Consider the following 14,420-nt stretch of genomic DNA (forward strand, 5'->3'; position numbering starts at 1 on the left):
TCGGTGGCCTTCCGAGTCAGGAGTGCCGGGATCCCGCCCACACACATCATCACTGTGGCCTTCACTGCGGGCGGACGGGTCGGAGGTCAGGCGTAGTGCACCCCGATGCCGCCCCGGCCGGGAGCGAAGCGGGGTCGCAGCACGAGATCGTCGTCGTAGTCCCCGCCGTCCTGGTAGCGGAACGGCACCGGATCAGCCGTGGGCAGCTCGGCGAGCCGGGCCCGCAGGCGTTCGGCGGCGACGGCGAAATCGGCGGGCGTGGCGCGGTCGGCGCCGTACACCGCGAGCGGCGGCAACACGTCCATGCCCGTGTACCAGAAGATGCCGTGCTGGATGGGGAACAGCACGTCGTTGAGCTCGCCGTGGATGCCGCGCGGCCCGAACGACGCCGCCCGCGCGCCGATGGTGGTGACGAGCAGCGCCCGCTTGCCGCGTAGCCCGCCGTCGCCGTAGCGCAGGGTCCGGCCGGTGGCCGGGTCCTTGACGCCGAAGGCGAAGCCGTTGAGGAAAACCCGGTCGAACCAGCCCTTGAGGATCGCCGGCATGCCCATCCACCACAGCGGAAACTGCACCACGAGCGCGTCGGCCCAGCGCAGCTTCTCCTGCTCGGCGACGATGTCGGCCTTCAGCGTGCCGGCGGTGTAGGCGTGCTGGGCGGCCTCGCCGACGAGCAGGCGCTCGCCGGTGTCGTCGCCGAAGTCTCCCGCGCCCACCACCGGGTCCCATTTCATGGCGTACAGGTCTGAGACGAGTACCTCGTGGCCGAGACCGGTGAGCCCGCGCACGCCCTCGTCCTTGAGCGCGACGGTGAGCGAGCGCTGGTCCGGATGAGCCACAACCCACAGAACATGCATGCCTTCGATGGTCGGCGGCGCCCGTGCTCGCAACGAGTGGCCCGATGGTCAATATGTGCAAGAATCGGGCCATGACGCTTCACCGGGTCGCCGTGTTCGTCCGGCACGGCGTGATGCCGCTCGAGCTGGGCCTGGTGCACCAGCTGTTCGGGACAGCGCGCTCGCCGGCGGGCGAGCCGCTGTACGAGGTGGTCACGTGCGCGCTCGAACCGGGCCTGGTGCGCACCGACGCCGACTTCCCCATCCACGTCGCCCACGGGCCGGAGGCGCTGGACGGGGCGGGCACCGTGGTGGTGCCGGCGACCCACGAGCCGGACGAGACGGAGACCGAGGGCAGGCTCGGCGACGCCCTGGCGGGGGCGCTCGCCCGGATCCGGCCGGGCACGCGGATCGCCTCGATCTGCACGGGCGCGTTCGTGCTGGCCGCAGCGGGCCTGCTCGACGGGCGCACGGCCACCACGCACTGGCAGTCGGCCGAGCAGTTCCGCCGCCTGTACCCGCGGGTGGAGCTGGACCCGGACGTGCTCTACACCGACGCCGGCGACATCCTCACGTCGGCGGGCGAGGCGTCCGGCATCGACCTGTGCCTGCATCTGATCCGCCGCGACCACGGCGCCGCGGTCGCCAACGACGTGGCCCGGCGCACGGTCGTGCCGCCGCACCGGGACGGCGGGCAGGCACAGTACGTGCCCAGGCCCGTCGCCGAACCGCACATCTCCTCCACCGGGGCGGCGAGGGCGTGGGCGCTACGGCGGCTGCACCGGCCGCTGTCGCTGCGTGAGCTGGCCGGGCAGGAGTCGATGAGTGTGCGGACGTTCACGCGGCGCTTCCGGGAGGAGGTGGGCCTCTCGCCGGGACAGTGGCTCACGCAGCAGAGGATCTCGCGAGCGCGGCAGCTGCTGGAGGAGACCGACCTGCCCGTGGACCGGGTCGCGGAGGACTCCGGGTTCGGCACCGCGGCGTCGCTGCGCCAGCACATGCACGCCGTCCTCGGAGTGTCACCGAGCGCTTACCGCACGACGTTTCGCGGCATCGGCTGACGTGGAATTACCTCGGCCTGAAAAGCGTTGTCAGCAGCGGAGAGAGGTGACAACGATTGGCCAACGCCACTGTGACGCGCCGCCGCGGCACCCGCGACGACACCGACCTGGTTCGAGTCTACCTCGACGAGATCGGTGCGACGCCCCTGCTGACGGCGACCGAGGAGGTAGAGCTCGCCAAGCGCATCGAGGCCGGCGTGTACGCCGCCGAGCTGATCAGGCAGGCCGACGCAGGCGGCCGCGCCCTGCCCGCCGACCGGCGTGACCTGGAGGCCGTCGCGCACGACGGCGAGCTCGCCAAGGACCACATGATCCGCGCGAACCTGCGCCTGGTGGTGACCGCCGCGCGCAAGAGCCGCAACACCAACCTGCCGCTGCTCGACGCCGTGCAGGAGGGCAACCTCGGCCTGCTGCACGCGGTGGAGAAGTTCGACTACGCCAAGGGGTTCAAGTTCTCCACCTACGCGATGTGGTGGATCCGGCAGGCGATCCAGAAGGGCAACGCGTTCCACAGCAACACCATCCGGTTGCCGCTGCACACCGCGGAGCAGGTCGCCAAGCTCGACCGCCTCGCACGGTCGCTCGAGGCGAGCGGGCAGCAGAGCCCGACCGTGGAGGAGCTGGCCGAGGCCGCCGGGATGCCGGTGGAGAAGGTCGTCGCCCTGCGCCAGGCCGGGCAGTCGACCGTCAGCCTCGACGTGCCGCTCGACGAGGACGGCGAGCTGCACCTCGGCGACCTGGTGACCGCGGGCTCCGTGCCCGAGGTCGGTGACGCGCTGGAGCACGAGCTGATGGTCGCCGACCTCAACGCCGCGCTGGAAACGCTGGAGCCCGCCGAGGCCACGGTCGTGTCGCTGCGCTACGGCCTCACGGACGGCAACCAGCACACGGTGCCCGACATCGCGCGCAGGCTGGGGCTGACCCGCAAGCGCGTGCGCACGCTCGAGGAGCGCGCCCTCGCCCGGCTCCGCGATCCCGAGCAGCACCGGCCGCTGCTCGCCTGGGCAAGCTGACCCCTGCCCGGCCTGACCGCAGTGAAGGCCACCTTGCCTGCGTTCAACGCAGTGAAGGTGGCCTTCACTGCAGTTGTCTGCCCTCGAAAGCGCGTGCCCGGGGTCGCCGCAGGTCATAGGATCGGGTCGTGGATCTTCCCGTGCGGCCGCCGGTCAAGCCGATGCTCGCGACACTCGTGCGCGAGCTGCCGACCGGACCGGGGCTGGTCTACGAGCCGAAGTGGGACGGGTTCCGCTGCATCGTGTTCCGCGACGGCGCGGAGGTGGAGCTGGGCTCGCGCAACGACCGGCCGCTGACCCGGTACTTCCCCGAGCTGGCCGAGCTGCTCGCCGAGGCGCTGCCGCCCCGCTGTGTGGTGGACGGCGAGATCGTGATCGTCACCGAGGCCGGGCTGGACTTCGACGCGCTGCAGCTGCGCCTGCACCCCGCGGCGTCGCGGGTCCGCAAGCTCGCCGCCGAGACGCCGGCGAGCTTCGTCGCGTTCGACCTGCTCGCACTCGGTGACCGCGACCTCACGGGCGAGCCGTTCGCCGAACGGCGGCGACTGCTGGAGGACATCCTCGACACCGCGCAGTCCCGCGTGCACCTCACGCCGCTCTCCGCCGACCCCGAGGTGGCGAGAGACTGGTTCACTCGCTTCGAGGGCGCGGGCTTCGACGGTGTGATGGCCAAGGCCACCGACGTGCCCTACGAGCAGGACCGCCGCGTGATGTGGAAGGTCAAGCACGAGCGCACGGCCGACTGCGTGGTGGCCGGGTTCCGCTGGCACCAGGACGGCCAGGGGGTGGGCTCGCTGCTGCTCGGCCTTTTCGACGACGAGGGCACCCTGCACCACGTCGGTGTCGCGAGCGGGTTCTCCGTGGCGCGGCGGAGGGAGCTGGTCACCGAGCTGGAGCCGCTGCGGGAGAACGCGCTCGCGAACCACCCGTGGCGCGAGTGGGCGGCCGCGCACGCCGAGGCGGGCGGCCGCATGCCCGGTGGGCTGAGCCGGTGGAGCGCGGGCAAAGACCTGTCGTGGGAGCCGCTGCGCACCGAGCTGGTCGCCGAGGTGCGCTACGAGCACCTGCAGGCCGGCCGGTTCCGTCACGGCGGCAGGCTCGTGCGGTTCCGGCCGGACCGCACGCCCGAGTCGTGCACCTACGCCCAGCTGGAGGAGGCGCCGCCCGCCGAGCTGGCGGCCCTGTTCGAGGAGGTGGCGTCCCGGTGAGCGAGGCGGTGACGCTCGACGTCGACGGCACCGAGGTGACGGTGTCCAGCCCGGACAAGGTGTTCTTCGCCGAACGCGGGGAGACCAAACTGGAGCTGGTGCACTACTACCAGGCCGTGGCGGGACCGCTGCTGGCCACGCTCGGCGGCAGGCCACTGCTGATGGAGCGCTACCCGCAGGGAGCCGGTGGGAAGTCGTGGTTCCAGAAACGGGTTCCGAAGTCGGTGCCGGACTGGCTGCGCACCACCGTGGTGTCGACGCCGAACGGCACCACGAGCGACGCGCTGGTGGCCGCCGACCTCGCTCACGTGCTCTGGGCGGTGAACCTGGGCTGCCTCGGGTTCCACGTCTGGCCATACCACGCCGATCGGCCCGAGGTCACCGACGAGCTGCGCATCGACCTGGACCCCTCCCCCGGCGTCACGTTCGACCAGGTGCGGGAGGCGGCGGTGCTGACGAGGGAACTGCTCGGCGCGCTCGGCATCGAGCCGCACCTGAAGACCACGGGCTCGCGTGGTCTGCACATCTACGTGGCGCTGGAGCCGCGCTGGGACAGCTACGAGGTGCGCGCCGCCGCGGTCGCGCTCGCGCGCGAGCTGGAACGGCGCCACCCGTCGCTCGTCACCGCGCAGTGGTGGAAGGAGGAACGCGGCGCCCGCGTGTTCGTCGACTTCAACCAGAACGCCCCGCACAAGACGGTCTTCGGAGCCTGGTGCGTGCGGCCGAGGGCGGGCGCGCAGGTGTCCACGCCGATCGGCTGGGACGAGCTGGCCGCGGTCGAGCCCGCCGAGCTGACGATCGCGACCGTGCCGGCCCGCGTCGCCGAGCGAGGCGATCCGTGGGCGGGGATGAGCGAGCGGCCGCAGTCGCTGGAGCCGCTGCTGGAGTGGTCGCGCCGCGACCTGGCGTCGGGACTGATGGACGCCCCGTGGCCCCCGGTGTACCCGAAGCAGCCCGGTGAGCCGCCAAGGGTGGCGCCCAGCAGGGCGAAACGCGGCTGACCCCGGCGCGGGTTTGCCGATCCGGCGCCCGGGTAGCAGGTTCTGGTGCGTATCCGGCAGTCCCTGAGCGCGCCGGTCGCCTGGCTCGGCCGGGCCGCGCGGTACAACGGCACCGAGCGCGGGGCCTTCGCGCAGAGCGCCAAGGCCGCCATCGCGGCGGTGATCTCGTGGGTCATCGCCGCCGAGCTGCTGTCGCTGCCCCAGCCGTTTCTCGCCCCGTACACGGCGGTGTTCGTCGTCGAGGCGACCGTCTACCGGTCCGTGCGCTACGCGGCCCAGCAGCTCGCGGCCATCGTGGGCGCGGTCGTGGTCGCCGGGGTGACGAACCTGCTGATCCCGTCCACCATCGCGAGCATCGGCGTCGCGACGCTGGCCGGGCTGCTGATCGGGCAGTGGCACCGGCTCGGCTCCTCGGGCCCGTGGGTGGGCATCACGGCGCTCGTCATCATCACGTTCGGCACGTCGACGAGCGCACCCCTGCTGCTGGACCGCTTGCTGGAAAGCGCGCTCGGCGTTGCGGTGGGCACGTTCGTCAACGCCGTGCTGTTCCCGCCCGTCTACGCGGGTGGGGCGCGGGAGGCCGTCCAGCGCCTCGCCGACCGGCTGGCCGAGCTGCTCACCGGTGTCGCCGAAGGGCTGCGCCGCGACGAGGTCGCCGACCGCGCGCAGGACTGGGTGAGCGAGGCCGAGCACGTCGAGCGGTTCGTCGTGCAGGCGGAGCAGGCCGTGCAGTGGGGGCAGGAGAGCCGCAGGCTCAACATCCGCACCCACAGCTCACGGGTGAAGGTGCCGGACGACCAGTACCGGTTCCCGTTGGCGACGCTGCGTTCCCTCGCGCCCTACGTCCGCCAGCTGACCGACGCGCTGCGCGCGATGGCGGACGAGGAGCTGCCGAGCCGACATCCCGGCGAGGACGAGCGGCGCCGCTTCGCCGAGCTGCTCGACGCGGTCGCCCGGACCGTCCGCCTGCGCGGCGACCCCGAGGCGTCCGAGGAGGACCTGACGAAGTCGCTCGAGGACAGCCGCGAGCGGCTGGACGAGCTGGACGGGTACCTGACGGCGGACTCGCCGATCGGCCCGGCGATGGGCCTGGTCGGCATGCTGATCCCGGTGCGCCGCACGCTACGCGAGCTCGAAGCCCGCTGAGGCGCCCGCCGAATCGGCCCCGCGAAAGTCCCCCAAGGCCACCTTTGTTGCGTTGAACGCAACAAAGGTGGCCTTGGGGGACAGACACCTGAGGGGCCTTGCGGGGCGGACGCGTGCCCGCGGAGTGTGGGGCTCACCTGCCCTTGTCGCGGGCCTTCGCGGTCTCGCGCTCGCTGGCCTTCTCGAGGGCCCGCACGAGCTCCGGCTTGCTCATCCTGGAGCGGCCGCTGATGCCGAGTTCCTTGGCCCGGCGGTACAGGTGCTCCTTGCTGGCGGAGGTGTCCACACCTCCGGCGGTGGGCTTCGGCCGCTGACCCGCGCCCCCCTCGGCCTGCGCGTCGGACGGCCCCTCGTGCTGCTTGGGCTCCCAGCGGTCGCCGACCTTCTCATAGGAGTGCTTGAGCGCGGCGTACGCGGTCTGGTGCGCGCGCCTGCCCTCGCCGTAGCTCTCCACCGCGGAGTCGTGTGCCTTGACCCAGGTTCGCCGTGCTTTCTCCGGAGAGCGGCGTACCGTACTCGGGAGTTCCTCACGTCCAGGCATCGCAACCTCCTCGCCTCTGGCAGAAGGTTTGCCACGCAGCTCCGGTCCAAACGTGCCATCGCCCCGGCCTGGTTACGCCGGGTGCTCGAAGTAGCGCGGATCGGCGACGGCCAGCCGGTCGGTGACGTCGGCGCGGACGGCCGCGAGCACCGACGGATCGGCCGGGTCGAGCTTCCCTGCCCGCAGGGCGGCCGCGAGCTCCGCCGTGCTGCCCACGCCGAGCGCGGCGAGCCGCCGAGCGTGCCGCCGCTCCTGCTCCTCGCCGAGACGCAGCTGCCGCGCCACGATGCCCAGCACGTTGGCGGCGACCCTGGCGTGGAAGCTCAGCGTGCCCCCGGTGCCGGGAACCACGTCTGAGCGCAGGAACTCGGCGACCGAGGTGACCAGCTCCCCCGCCGTGGGCCTGCCGTGCAGGTCGGACGGCGGTGCCGTGACCTCTCCGGGGATCTCACCGGGGCCGGCTCCCAGCGCGAGCAGCAGGTCGTGCTCCTGCTCGCACGCCCGCCTGCCCACGGCCGCGAGCTCGACCGACCGGGTCTGGCCGCTCAGGTGCCGTTCGGCCTGCGCGCGGCAGAGCACGGCCCACTTCGCGGTGCCGTAGACCTCCCACCAGCGCACGGCATCAGGGTCGGGACGTCTCCCTGCCACCTCGGCGTAGCCGTCGAACAACTCCTCCCGCCGCCCGAACCCCCCAACCGGTGGCGCGGTGCCGAAGCGCCACGCCTTGACGCAGAGCCAGCCGAGATCCTCGAGCGGATCGCCGCGATGCGCCAGCTCCCAGTCGAGCACGGCGCGGAGCCCGTCGTCGCCGACGATCAGGTTGCCGTTGCGGAAGTCCCCGTGCACCACGGCGTCGCCGAAGGACGCGGGCCGGCTCTCGCGCAGCCAGCGCAGCGCGATCTCCACGGCGGGCAGCGGCTCGCCCGTCTCGTCGTAGCGGGCGGTGAGCCAGTCGAGCGGGTCGAACGCCGGCAACCCGGGCACGTCCGCCACGGGAACGCGGTGCAGCCGTGCGAGCACGCGCCCCAGATCTCGCGCCAGCCCGGCTCTCGCCGCCGCGTAACGGGGTTCGCGCAGCAGGCGCCTGGGGATGGTCTCGCCGTCGAGGAACTCCGTGAGCACGTACGGCACGCCGAGCACACCGTCGTCCGCGCAGTGGTCGACGAGCGCGGGCACCGGCACCCCGGCCGCGGTGGCGGCCCGCAGCAGCGCGGCCTCAAGCGCCGGTTCGCCCGGTCTCCCCTGGCCCGGCTGGTCGCAGCGCAGCACGAGCCGGACCGGCGAGCCGCCGCGCGGCAGGGCCTCGAACACCCACGTCTGCTTGCTGGCGCCGCCGCTGAGCCTGCGCAGCCCGGCGATCTCGGTCGGGGTCGCCCACAGCTCGCCGAGCCGCGCGCCGAGCCGTTCCGCGTCCATCAGCGCTCACCGGTCGCATGTGGACGCCGCTGCCGAGGGCCGGCGAAGCCGAAGAGGTACCCGGCGACCTTGCGCAGCTGGATTTCCTCGGAGCCCTCGGTGATGCGGTAGCGGCGGTGGTGCCGGTAGAGGTGCTCGAACGGGGTGTGCCGCGTGTATCCGAGGCCGCCGTGCACCTGCATGGCGCGGTCGGCCGCGTCGCACGCGAGCCGGTTGGCGCGGTAGTTGCACATCGACACCCTGTCGCTGAGCAACAGGTGGTCGGTGCGGTCGAGCTCCCATGCGGTCTTGCGGACGAGCGTGCGCACCAGCTCGGCCTCGGTGTGCAGCTCGACGAGCGGCCACTGGATGGCCTGCCGGGTGGCGAGCGGGCTGCCGAACGCCACGCGCTCGCGGGCATAGGCGACGCTGCGGTCGATGCAGTACTGCGCGACGCCGACCCCGGACGCGGCCTGCCGGATGCGGTTCTCGTGCACGAAGTGCTGCGCGAGCGCGAGCCCGGCGCCGACCTCGCCGAACACGGCCGAGCCGGGCACGCGCACGTCGCGCAGGGTCACCTCGGCGTGGTCGGTGGGCATGTTGAACGTCCACCAGTGGAAGTCGACGGAGAAGCCCTCGGCGTCGGTCGGCACGATGAACGCGGTGATCCCCCTCGCGTCACCGGCCTTGCCCGACGTGCGGGCGAAGATGACGTCGTGGGTCGCCGAGTGCAGCCCGGAGTTGAACCGCTTCCGTCCGTTGAGGACCCAGTCACCGCCGTCGGAGACGGCGGTGGTCTCCAGCCATGTGGCGTCGCTGCCGTGGTCCGGTTCGGTCAGTCCGAACGCGACCCGCCGCGTGCGCGTGATCATGCCCTCGACGAACTCCTCGCGCTGCTCCGGGGTGCCGAACGCGAGGAACATGTGCACGAACGGGAAGTTGCCGACGACGGAGGACTCGTTCTGCAGGTCGTTGTGCAGGCCGAGCCCCTTCGCGGCGAGGTGCTCGCGGATCACCGCCATGTCGAGGTTCGAGCCACCGCTGCCGCCCACCTCTTCCGGAAGTCCGTAACGCAGCCAGCCCGCGCGGTCGGCGTGGTCGGACATCTCGCCCAGCAGCGCCTCCCATTCCGGACGCGGCGTGCCGCCGTTCTCGAAGTCGGTGCGGGAGAACTCCCTGCGGTGGTCGAAGAACCGCTCGTTGTCGTCCTGCTCCTGCAACGGGCGGATCTCGGTCTCGATGAACTCGTCCAATGCCGACAGCCGATCCCGGAGGCCGGCGGGCAGTTCGAAGTCCATGCACGCTCCTTTCGTGAGTTGACACGCCTTGCCCTCGCGACCGGACGGAGGCCAGACTACGAGCGAAAGCCGTGGCACAGCATGGTTCTGCCGATCAAGTGGGAGGGCACCGTGACCGATCCGGATGAGCGGCGCGTGAGCTGCACCGTCACCGACGGAGTCGCCGACGTGCGACTCGACCGGGAGGCGAAGCTGAACGCGCTCGACCCCGCGATGGCGTCGGCGCTCATCACCACGGGCGAGCGGCTGCGGCGCGACACCGGCGTGCGCGCGGTCGTGTTGTCGGGCAACGGCCGCGCGTTCTGCGCAGGCCTGGACATGAGCTCGTTCCAGGCCATGGCCGACGACGAACCGGTTCGCCTGAACCACCAGGAGGAGTACCCGTACACCGGACCCGCTCGGGCGACGGGACAGCGCGCCGCGTACGTGTGGGCCGAGCTGCCGGTGCCGGTGATCGCCGCGGTGCACGGCGTGGCCTTCGGCGGCGGTCTGCAGATCGCCCTCGGTGCCGATATCCGAGTGGTGGCACCGGATGCGCGGCTGTCGGTGATGGAGATCCGCTGGGGACTCGTCCCCGACATGACGGGCTCGCAGCTGCTACCGGAGCTGGTGGGCCGCGACGTCGCCAAGGAGCTGACCTTCACCGGCCGGGTCGTGAACGGCGAGGAGGCCGCGCGGATCGGGCTGGCGACGAAGGTCGCCGACGACCCGAGGAAGGCGGCGCTGGCGCTGGCGGCCGAGATCGCGGGGAAGAATCCGGACGCGATCCGGGGAGCCAAGCGGCTGCTCGACCTCGCGGGCCGGACCGGGCTGGCCGACGGCTTCACCGCCGAGCAGCGCGAGATCGGCGCGTTGATCGGCAGTCCCAACCAGGTGGAGGCGGTGCGGGCCAACCTGGAGGAGCGGGCCCCCGTGTTCACCGACCCCGGCGAGGAGGGGTACGCGTGAACCCGTTCGACCTCACCGGACACGTCGCGGTGGTCACCGGTGGCAACTCCGGCATCGGGCTCGCTATGGCGGACGCGCTCGCCGCGGCCGGGGCGGGCGTGTGTGTCTGGGGCACCAGCACCGAGCGCAACACCGATGCGGCCGGGCGGCTGCGCCGCCACGGTGGCGAGGTTCTCTCGGTGCCCTGCGACGTCGGCGACGAGGAGCAGGTCGACGCGGCCATGGAGCGAGTCACCGGCCACTTCGGACGGCTGGACTCGTGCTTCGTCAACGCGGGCGTCACCGGGGTGCCTGCGAGGCTCGTCGACACGGAGCTGAGCGAGTTCCGCCGCGTGACCCGGGTCGACCTCGACGGCGCGTTCCTCACGCTTCGGGCCGCCGCGCGGGTGCTCGTCGCGCAGGGCGAGGGCGGCAGCCTCGTCGCCACGTCGAGCGTCGCGGCCAGGCAGGGTCAGCCGCGCGGGCACGCCTGCGCGGCGGCGAAGGGCGGGCTGATCTCGATGGTCAACGGCATCGCGGTGGAGCTGGCCCGGCACGGGATCAGGGCCAACAGCATCCTGCCCGGGTGGGTCAGCACGCCGCTGGCCGATCCCGCACTGCGGTCCGAGGGTTTCCAGCGGAAGGTACTGCCGCGGATGCCGGTCGGCCGCTGGGGCCGCCCCGGCGACTTCAGCTCCCTCGCCGTGTACCTGGCGAGCCCGGCGAGCGCGTTCCACACCGCCGACAGCATCACCGTCGACGGCGGTTACCTGGCCTTCTGAGCGCGTCAGTACTCCTCGGGCCGAAGGGGCCAGCGAGGCACTGTGGACGGAACATCCTCGCTGACCCGCAGGGGGAAATCGGGCTTGCGCTTCTCGAGGAACGCCGTCACGCCCTCGGCGGCGTCCGCGGCGGCGCCGAGCTCGTACAGCGCGCGGGAGTCGTGGCGGTGCGCCTCCCACGGAGTCGGGGAGCCCAGCATGCCCCACAGCAGCTGCCTGGCCACGGCGACCGACACGGCGGAGGTGTTGTCAGCGATCTCCGCGGCGAGCCCGCGCGCCTCGGTCAGCAGGTCGGCATCGGGGACCACGCGCGAGACGAGTCCACCGGCCTTCGCCTCCTCCGCGTCGAACACGCGGCCCGTCGCCACCCACTCCATTGCCTGCGAGATGCCCACGATCCGGGGCAGGAACCACGTCGACGCCGCCTCGGGCACGATGCCACGGCGGGTGAAGACGAAACCGAAGCGCGCGGACTGCGCGGCGATCCGGATGTCCATCGGCAGCGTCATGGTCACCCCGACCCCCACGGCGGGGCCGTTGACCGCGGCGATCACGGGTTTGCGGCTCGCGGCGATCCGCAGGGACACGGCGCCGCCGGAGTCCCTGGGCACGCCGCCGATCTCGCCGAGGAGCTCACGGACGTCGTGGTCCTTCTTTCCCGCGTTGAACGTGTCAGCGCCGCGGCCGAGGTCGGCTCCGGCGCAGAAGCCTCTGCCCGCACCGGTCACGAGCACCACGCGCACGCCGTCGTCGGCGTCGACGCGGTCGAAGGCGTCGATCAGCTCCCGCGCCATCGTGATCGTGTAGGCGTTGAGCCGGTCGGGCCGGTTCAGGGTGACGGTCGCGATGCCGTCGGTGACGTCGTAGTCGATCTCTCGGTAGGTCAAGTCGGTGCTCCCGGCTCAGAGGGCGAGGCGGTCGGCGAGGCGTGCCCGCTGCTCCTCGGGCGCTCCGAGCAGCAGCTCGCTGGTCTTGGCGCGCTTGTAGTACAGGTGCGCGTCGTGCTCCCACGTGTAGCCGACCCCGCCGTGCAGCTGCACGCCCGCCGCGGCGGAGTCGAAGTAGCCGGGGCCGAGCACCACCTGTGCCAGCGCGGCGGCCACGGGTAGCGCGCCGGGATCGTGGTCGGCGGTCCACGCCGCGTGGCGCACCACCGAGCGCGCCTGCTCCGCGGTGGAGTACAGGTCGGCGCAGGCGTGCTTCACGGCCTGGTAGGAGCCGATGGGCCTGCCGAACTGCACGCGTACCTTTGCGTAGTCCACAGTGGTCTCCAGCACGTGGTCGAGCCCGCCGAGCTGCTCGGCGGCGAGCGCGAAGGCGGCGCGGTCGCGCACGGCCTCCAGCACGGCGGCGGGGTCGGCGGCGGCGACGGCCCGCGCGGGAGTGCCTGCGAAGTCGAGACGGGCGAGTGCCCTCGTGGGGTCGAGGGTGCGCAGGCGGGTGGTGCGCAGCCCGGCGGCCTCGCCGGAGACCACGAACCAACCCGGGCCGTCGGGCGTGCCCGCGTAGACGAGCACGAGGTGCGCGGCGTCGCCGGAGACCACGAAGGACGCGTGCCCGTCCAGCGCGAAGACCCCGTTGCGGCGCGTCACCGCGATGCTGTGCGCGGCCGAGCCCCACGTGCCCTCGTCGCCCGCAACCGCCACGGCGGCAACCAGCTCCCCTGTGGCGAGCTGCGGCAGCAGCTCCGCCGACAGCTCCGCGTCGCCCAGCGCCAGCACGGTGTCCACGGCGAGCACGGCCGAGGCGAGGAACGGCACGGGTGCGAGCGCCCTGCCCAGTTCCTCCAGCACCACGCACCGCTCCACGTGGCCCGCGCCCGACCCGCCGTGTTCCTCCGGGATCACCAGCCCCGCGACGCCCAGCCCGGCCAGGCGGGACCACAGTGCACGGTCCCAGCCCTCGTCGCCCCCCATGATCTCGCGCACGCGCGCGGGCGGGCAGTGGTCGGCGAGCAGCTCCCGCACGGCCTCGCGCAGCTGCCGCTGCTCGGAGTCGAGCACCAGTTCCATGCCAACGCCTCCTAAGCCTGTGTGCCGACGCGCAGCTCGCGGAACGGCACGTCGCGGTCGACCTGTGGTTCCTTCGGCAGGCCGAGCACGCGCTCGCCGATGATCCCGCGCTGGATCTGGTTGGTGCCGCCCGCGATGCTCGACGCGGGGGTGGCGTTGATCGCGATGGCCAGCTCTTCGGCGGCGGGGTCGCCCTCGTCCCATGCCGCCGCCCGCACACCGGCGATCAGGCCGGCGACGCGCACGGCGCGCCACAGCAGCTCCGCACCGGCCAGCTTGGCGACCGAACCCCGCGCGCCGGGCGGGGAGCCCGCGTCGGCCTCCTGCCGCAGGCGGGTGTTGAACAGCGACAGGGCCCGCTCGGCGGCGTAGAGCCCGGCCAGTTCCGTGCGCACCACGGGATCCCGCGCGCGGCCGAGCCGCCGCGCCAGGTCCGCGAGGTTGGTATAGGTGAGCGGGTCGTAGCGGCGGCGCACCGAGCCGCCGATCGACACGCGCTCGTGCCCCAGCATCGTCACCGCGGCGAACCAGCCCGCGTCCACCTCGCCGAGCACGGCGTCGGCGGGCAGCCGCACGTTGTCGAAGAACACCTCGTTGAACGGTGCCTGGCCCGTCATGTCCTTCAGCGGCCGCACGGTCACGCCCGGCGCGTGCATGTCCACGATGAACATCGTGATGCCCTTGTGCTTCGGCACGTCGGGGTTGGTGCGGGCGAGCAGCGCGCCGAAGTCGGCGTGCTGGGCGCCGGACGTCCACACCTTCTGCCCGTTGACGACCCAGCTCTCGCCGTCACGCACGGCCCGCGTCTGCAGGCTCGCGACGTCGGAGCCCGCGCCCGGCTCGGAGAACAGCTGGCACCAGATCTCCTCGCCGCGCAGCAGCGGCCGGACGTAGCGGGCCTTCTGCTCGTGGGTGCCGAGGTCGACGATCGTCGGGCCGCACATGCCCATGCTGATCATGAACACGTCGGTCGGCAGGTCGTAGGCCGCGGCCTCCTCGTCGAACACCTGCTGGTCGGCGGCCGTGCGGCCTTGCCCGCCGTACTCGGCGGGCCACGTCAGGCCCGCGAGCCCCGCGTCGTGCAGCGCGGCCTGGAACCGCTTGGCGGTCGCGATCCGCTCCTCGGCGGACGCGTTCTCGACGGTCTTCGGCACGTTCTCCGCGAGCCAGGCGCGCACCGTTTCCCGGAACGACATGTGCGTC

14 protein-coding genes are annotated in these 14,420 nt (G+C 72.6%); 7 read left to right on the forward strand and 7 right to left on the reverse strand.

Translation table 11 applies throughout. The features are described 5' to 3' along the window. Positions 1-86: 86 nt before the first annotated feature. A complete protein-coding gene (locus FCN18_RS14410) occupies positions 87-854 on the reverse strand; it encodes an NAD(P)H-dependent oxidoreductase (protein WP_112267280.1) in 768 nt (255 codons plus the stop codon). A 44-nt stretch (positions 855-898) separates the two neighbouring features. Between FCN18_RS14410 and FCN18_RS14415 the strand changes: the two genes are divergently transcribed. The 5 genes from FCN18_RS14415 to FCN18_RS14435 all read left to right on the forward strand — a co-directional run bounded on the left by FCN18_RS14415 (position 899) and on the right by FCN18_RS14435 (position 6,262). After that, positions 899-1,894, forward strand: a complete 996-nt coding sequence (locus tag FCN18_RS14415) for a GlxA family transcriptional regulator (RefSeq protein ID WP_112267282.1) — start codon at positions 899-901, stop codon at positions 1,892-1,894. A 56-nt stretch (positions 1,895-1,950) separates the two neighbouring features. Beyond that, positions 1,951-2,907, forward strand: coding sequence for a sigma-70 family RNA polymerase sigma factor (locus tag FCN18_RS14420; protein ID WP_113643929.1), 957 nt, complete (start codon positions 1,951-1,953; stop codon positions 2,905-2,907). Between the two features lie 128 nt (positions 2,908-3,035). After that, the gene (locus FCN18_RS14425) at positions 3,036-4,115 is read left to right on the forward strand and encodes an ATP-dependent DNA ligase (RefSeq protein WP_137095336.1); all 1,080 of its coding nucleotides are present in this window, start codon (positions 3,036-3,038) and stop codon (positions 4,113-4,115) included. Next, positions 4,112-5,116 (forward strand): non-homologous end-joining DNA ligase, encoded by a 1,005-nt coding sequence (ligD, locus tag FCN18_RS14430; protein WP_137095337.1) that lies wholly within the window; start codon positions 4,112-4,114, stop codon positions 5,114-5,116. The genes FCN18_RS14425 and ligD overlap by 4 nt, the downstream gene beginning before the upstream one ends. 45 nt (positions 5,117-5,161) lie before the next feature. Then, complete coding sequence (locus FCN18_RS14435; protein WP_158303100.1) at positions 5,162-6,262, forward strand: FUSC family protein; 1,101 nt, start codon at positions 5,162-5,164, stop codon at positions 6,260-6,262. 133 nt (positions 6,263-6,395) lie between these two features. Here the strand turns inward: FCN18_RS14435 and FCN18_RS14440 are convergent, their stop codons facing one another. The 3 genes from FCN18_RS14440 to FCN18_RS14450 form a co-directional block, all read right to left on the reverse strand. After that, on the reverse strand, positions 6,396-6,803 hold the full coding sequence (locus tag FCN18_RS14440; protein ID WP_112267292.1) for a ChaB family protein: 408 nt from the start codon (positions 6,801-6,803) through the stop codon (positions 6,396-6,398). Positions 6,804-6,875: 72 nt separating this feature from the next. Continuing rightward, entirely contained in the window at positions 6,876-8,219 is a 1,344-nt protein-coding gene (locus tag FCN18_RS14445) for a phosphotransferase family protein (RefSeq protein WP_137095339.1), read from the reverse strand. Further along, positions 8,219-9,496, reverse strand: coding sequence for an acyl-CoA dehydrogenase family protein (locus FCN18_RS14450; RefSeq protein WP_137095340.1), 1,278 nt, complete (start codon positions 9,494-9,496; stop codon positions 8,219-8,221). Before FCN18_RS14450 ends, FCN18_RS14445 begins: the two co-directional genes overlap by 1 nt. A 111-nt stretch (positions 9,497-9,607) precedes the next feature. On the opposite strand from FCN18_RS14450, the gene FCN18_RS14455 reads away from it, so the two are divergent. After that, positions 9,608-10,444 carry a crotonase/enoyl-CoA hydratase family protein gene (locus FCN18_RS14455; RefSeq protein WP_228713951.1) on the forward strand — a complete coding sequence of 279 codons (837 nt, stop codon included), beginning with the start codon at positions 9,608-9,610 and terminating at the stop codon, positions 10,442-10,444. Next, the gene (locus FCN18_RS14460) at positions 10,441-11,205 is read left to right on the forward strand and encodes an SDR family NAD(P)-dependent oxidoreductase (protein ID WP_228713953.1); all 765 of its coding nucleotides are present in this window, start codon (positions 10,441-10,443) and stop codon (positions 11,203-11,205) included. Before FCN18_RS14455 ends, FCN18_RS14460 begins: the two co-directional genes overlap by 4 nt. Before the next feature lie 5 nt (positions 11,206-11,210). On the opposite strand, the gene FCN18_RS14465 is transcribed toward FCN18_RS14460, so the two are convergent. The 3 genes from FCN18_RS14465 to FCN18_RS14475 are packed head-to-tail and all read right to left on the reverse strand — an operon-like array spanning position 11,211 to position 14,413. After that, positions 11,211-12,092, reverse strand: a complete 882-nt coding sequence (locus tag FCN18_RS14465) for a crotonase/enoyl-CoA hydratase family protein (protein ID WP_137095341.1) — start codon at positions 12,090-12,092, stop codon at positions 11,211-11,213. Positions 12,093-12,107: 15 nt separating this feature from the next. Continuing rightward, a complete protein-coding gene (locus tag FCN18_RS14470; protein WP_113643921.1) occupies positions 12,108-13,217 on the reverse strand; it encodes an acyl-CoA dehydrogenase family protein in 1,110 nt (369 codons plus the stop codon). An 11-nt stretch (positions 13,218-13,228) separates the two neighbouring features. After that, on the reverse strand, positions 13,229-14,413 hold the full coding sequence (locus tag FCN18_RS14475) for an acyl-CoA dehydrogenase family protein (protein WP_137095342.1): 1,185 nt from the start codon (positions 14,411-14,413) through the stop codon (positions 13,229-13,231). Positions 14,414-14,420 lie beyond the last annotated feature (7 nt).

The organism is Prauserella endophytica (assembly GCF_005146945.1).
Classification (GTDB): domain Bacteria; phylum Actinomycetota; class Actinomycetes; order Mycobacteriales; family Pseudonocardiaceae; genus Prauserella_A; species Prauserella_A endophytica.

Excerpts from the sequence above, each read along its gene's own strand:
- FCN18_RS14410 (WP_112267280.1), bottom strand. The coding sequence starts at position 854 with ATGCATGTTCTGTGGGTTGTGGCTCATCCGGACCAGCGCTCGCTCACC.
- FCN18_RS14415 (WP_112267282.1), top strand. The coding sequence starts at position 899 with ATGGTCAATATGTGCAAGAATCGGGCCATGACGCTTCACCGGGTCGCC.
- FCN18_RS14440 (WP_112267292.1), bottom strand. The coding sequence starts at position 6,803 with ATGCCTGGACGTGAGGAACTCCCGAGTACGGTACGCCGCTCTCCGGAG.
- FCN18_RS14445 (WP_137095339.1), bottom strand. The coding sequence starts at position 8,219 with ATGGACGCGGAACGGCTCGGCGCGCGGCTCGGCGAGCTGTGGGCGACC.
- FCN18_RS14450 (WP_137095340.1), bottom strand. The coding sequence starts at position 9,496 with ATGGACTTCGAACTGCCCGCCGGCCTCCGGGATCGGCTGTCGGCATTG.
- FCN18_RS14470 (WP_113643921.1), bottom strand. The coding sequence starts at position 13,217 with ATGGAACTGGTGCTCGACTCCGAGCAGCGGCAGCTGCGCGAGGCCGTG.
- FCN18_RS14475 (WP_137095342.1), bottom strand. The coding sequence starts at position 14,413 with ATGTCGTTCCGGGAAACGGTGCGCGCCTGGCTCGCGGAGAACGTGCCG.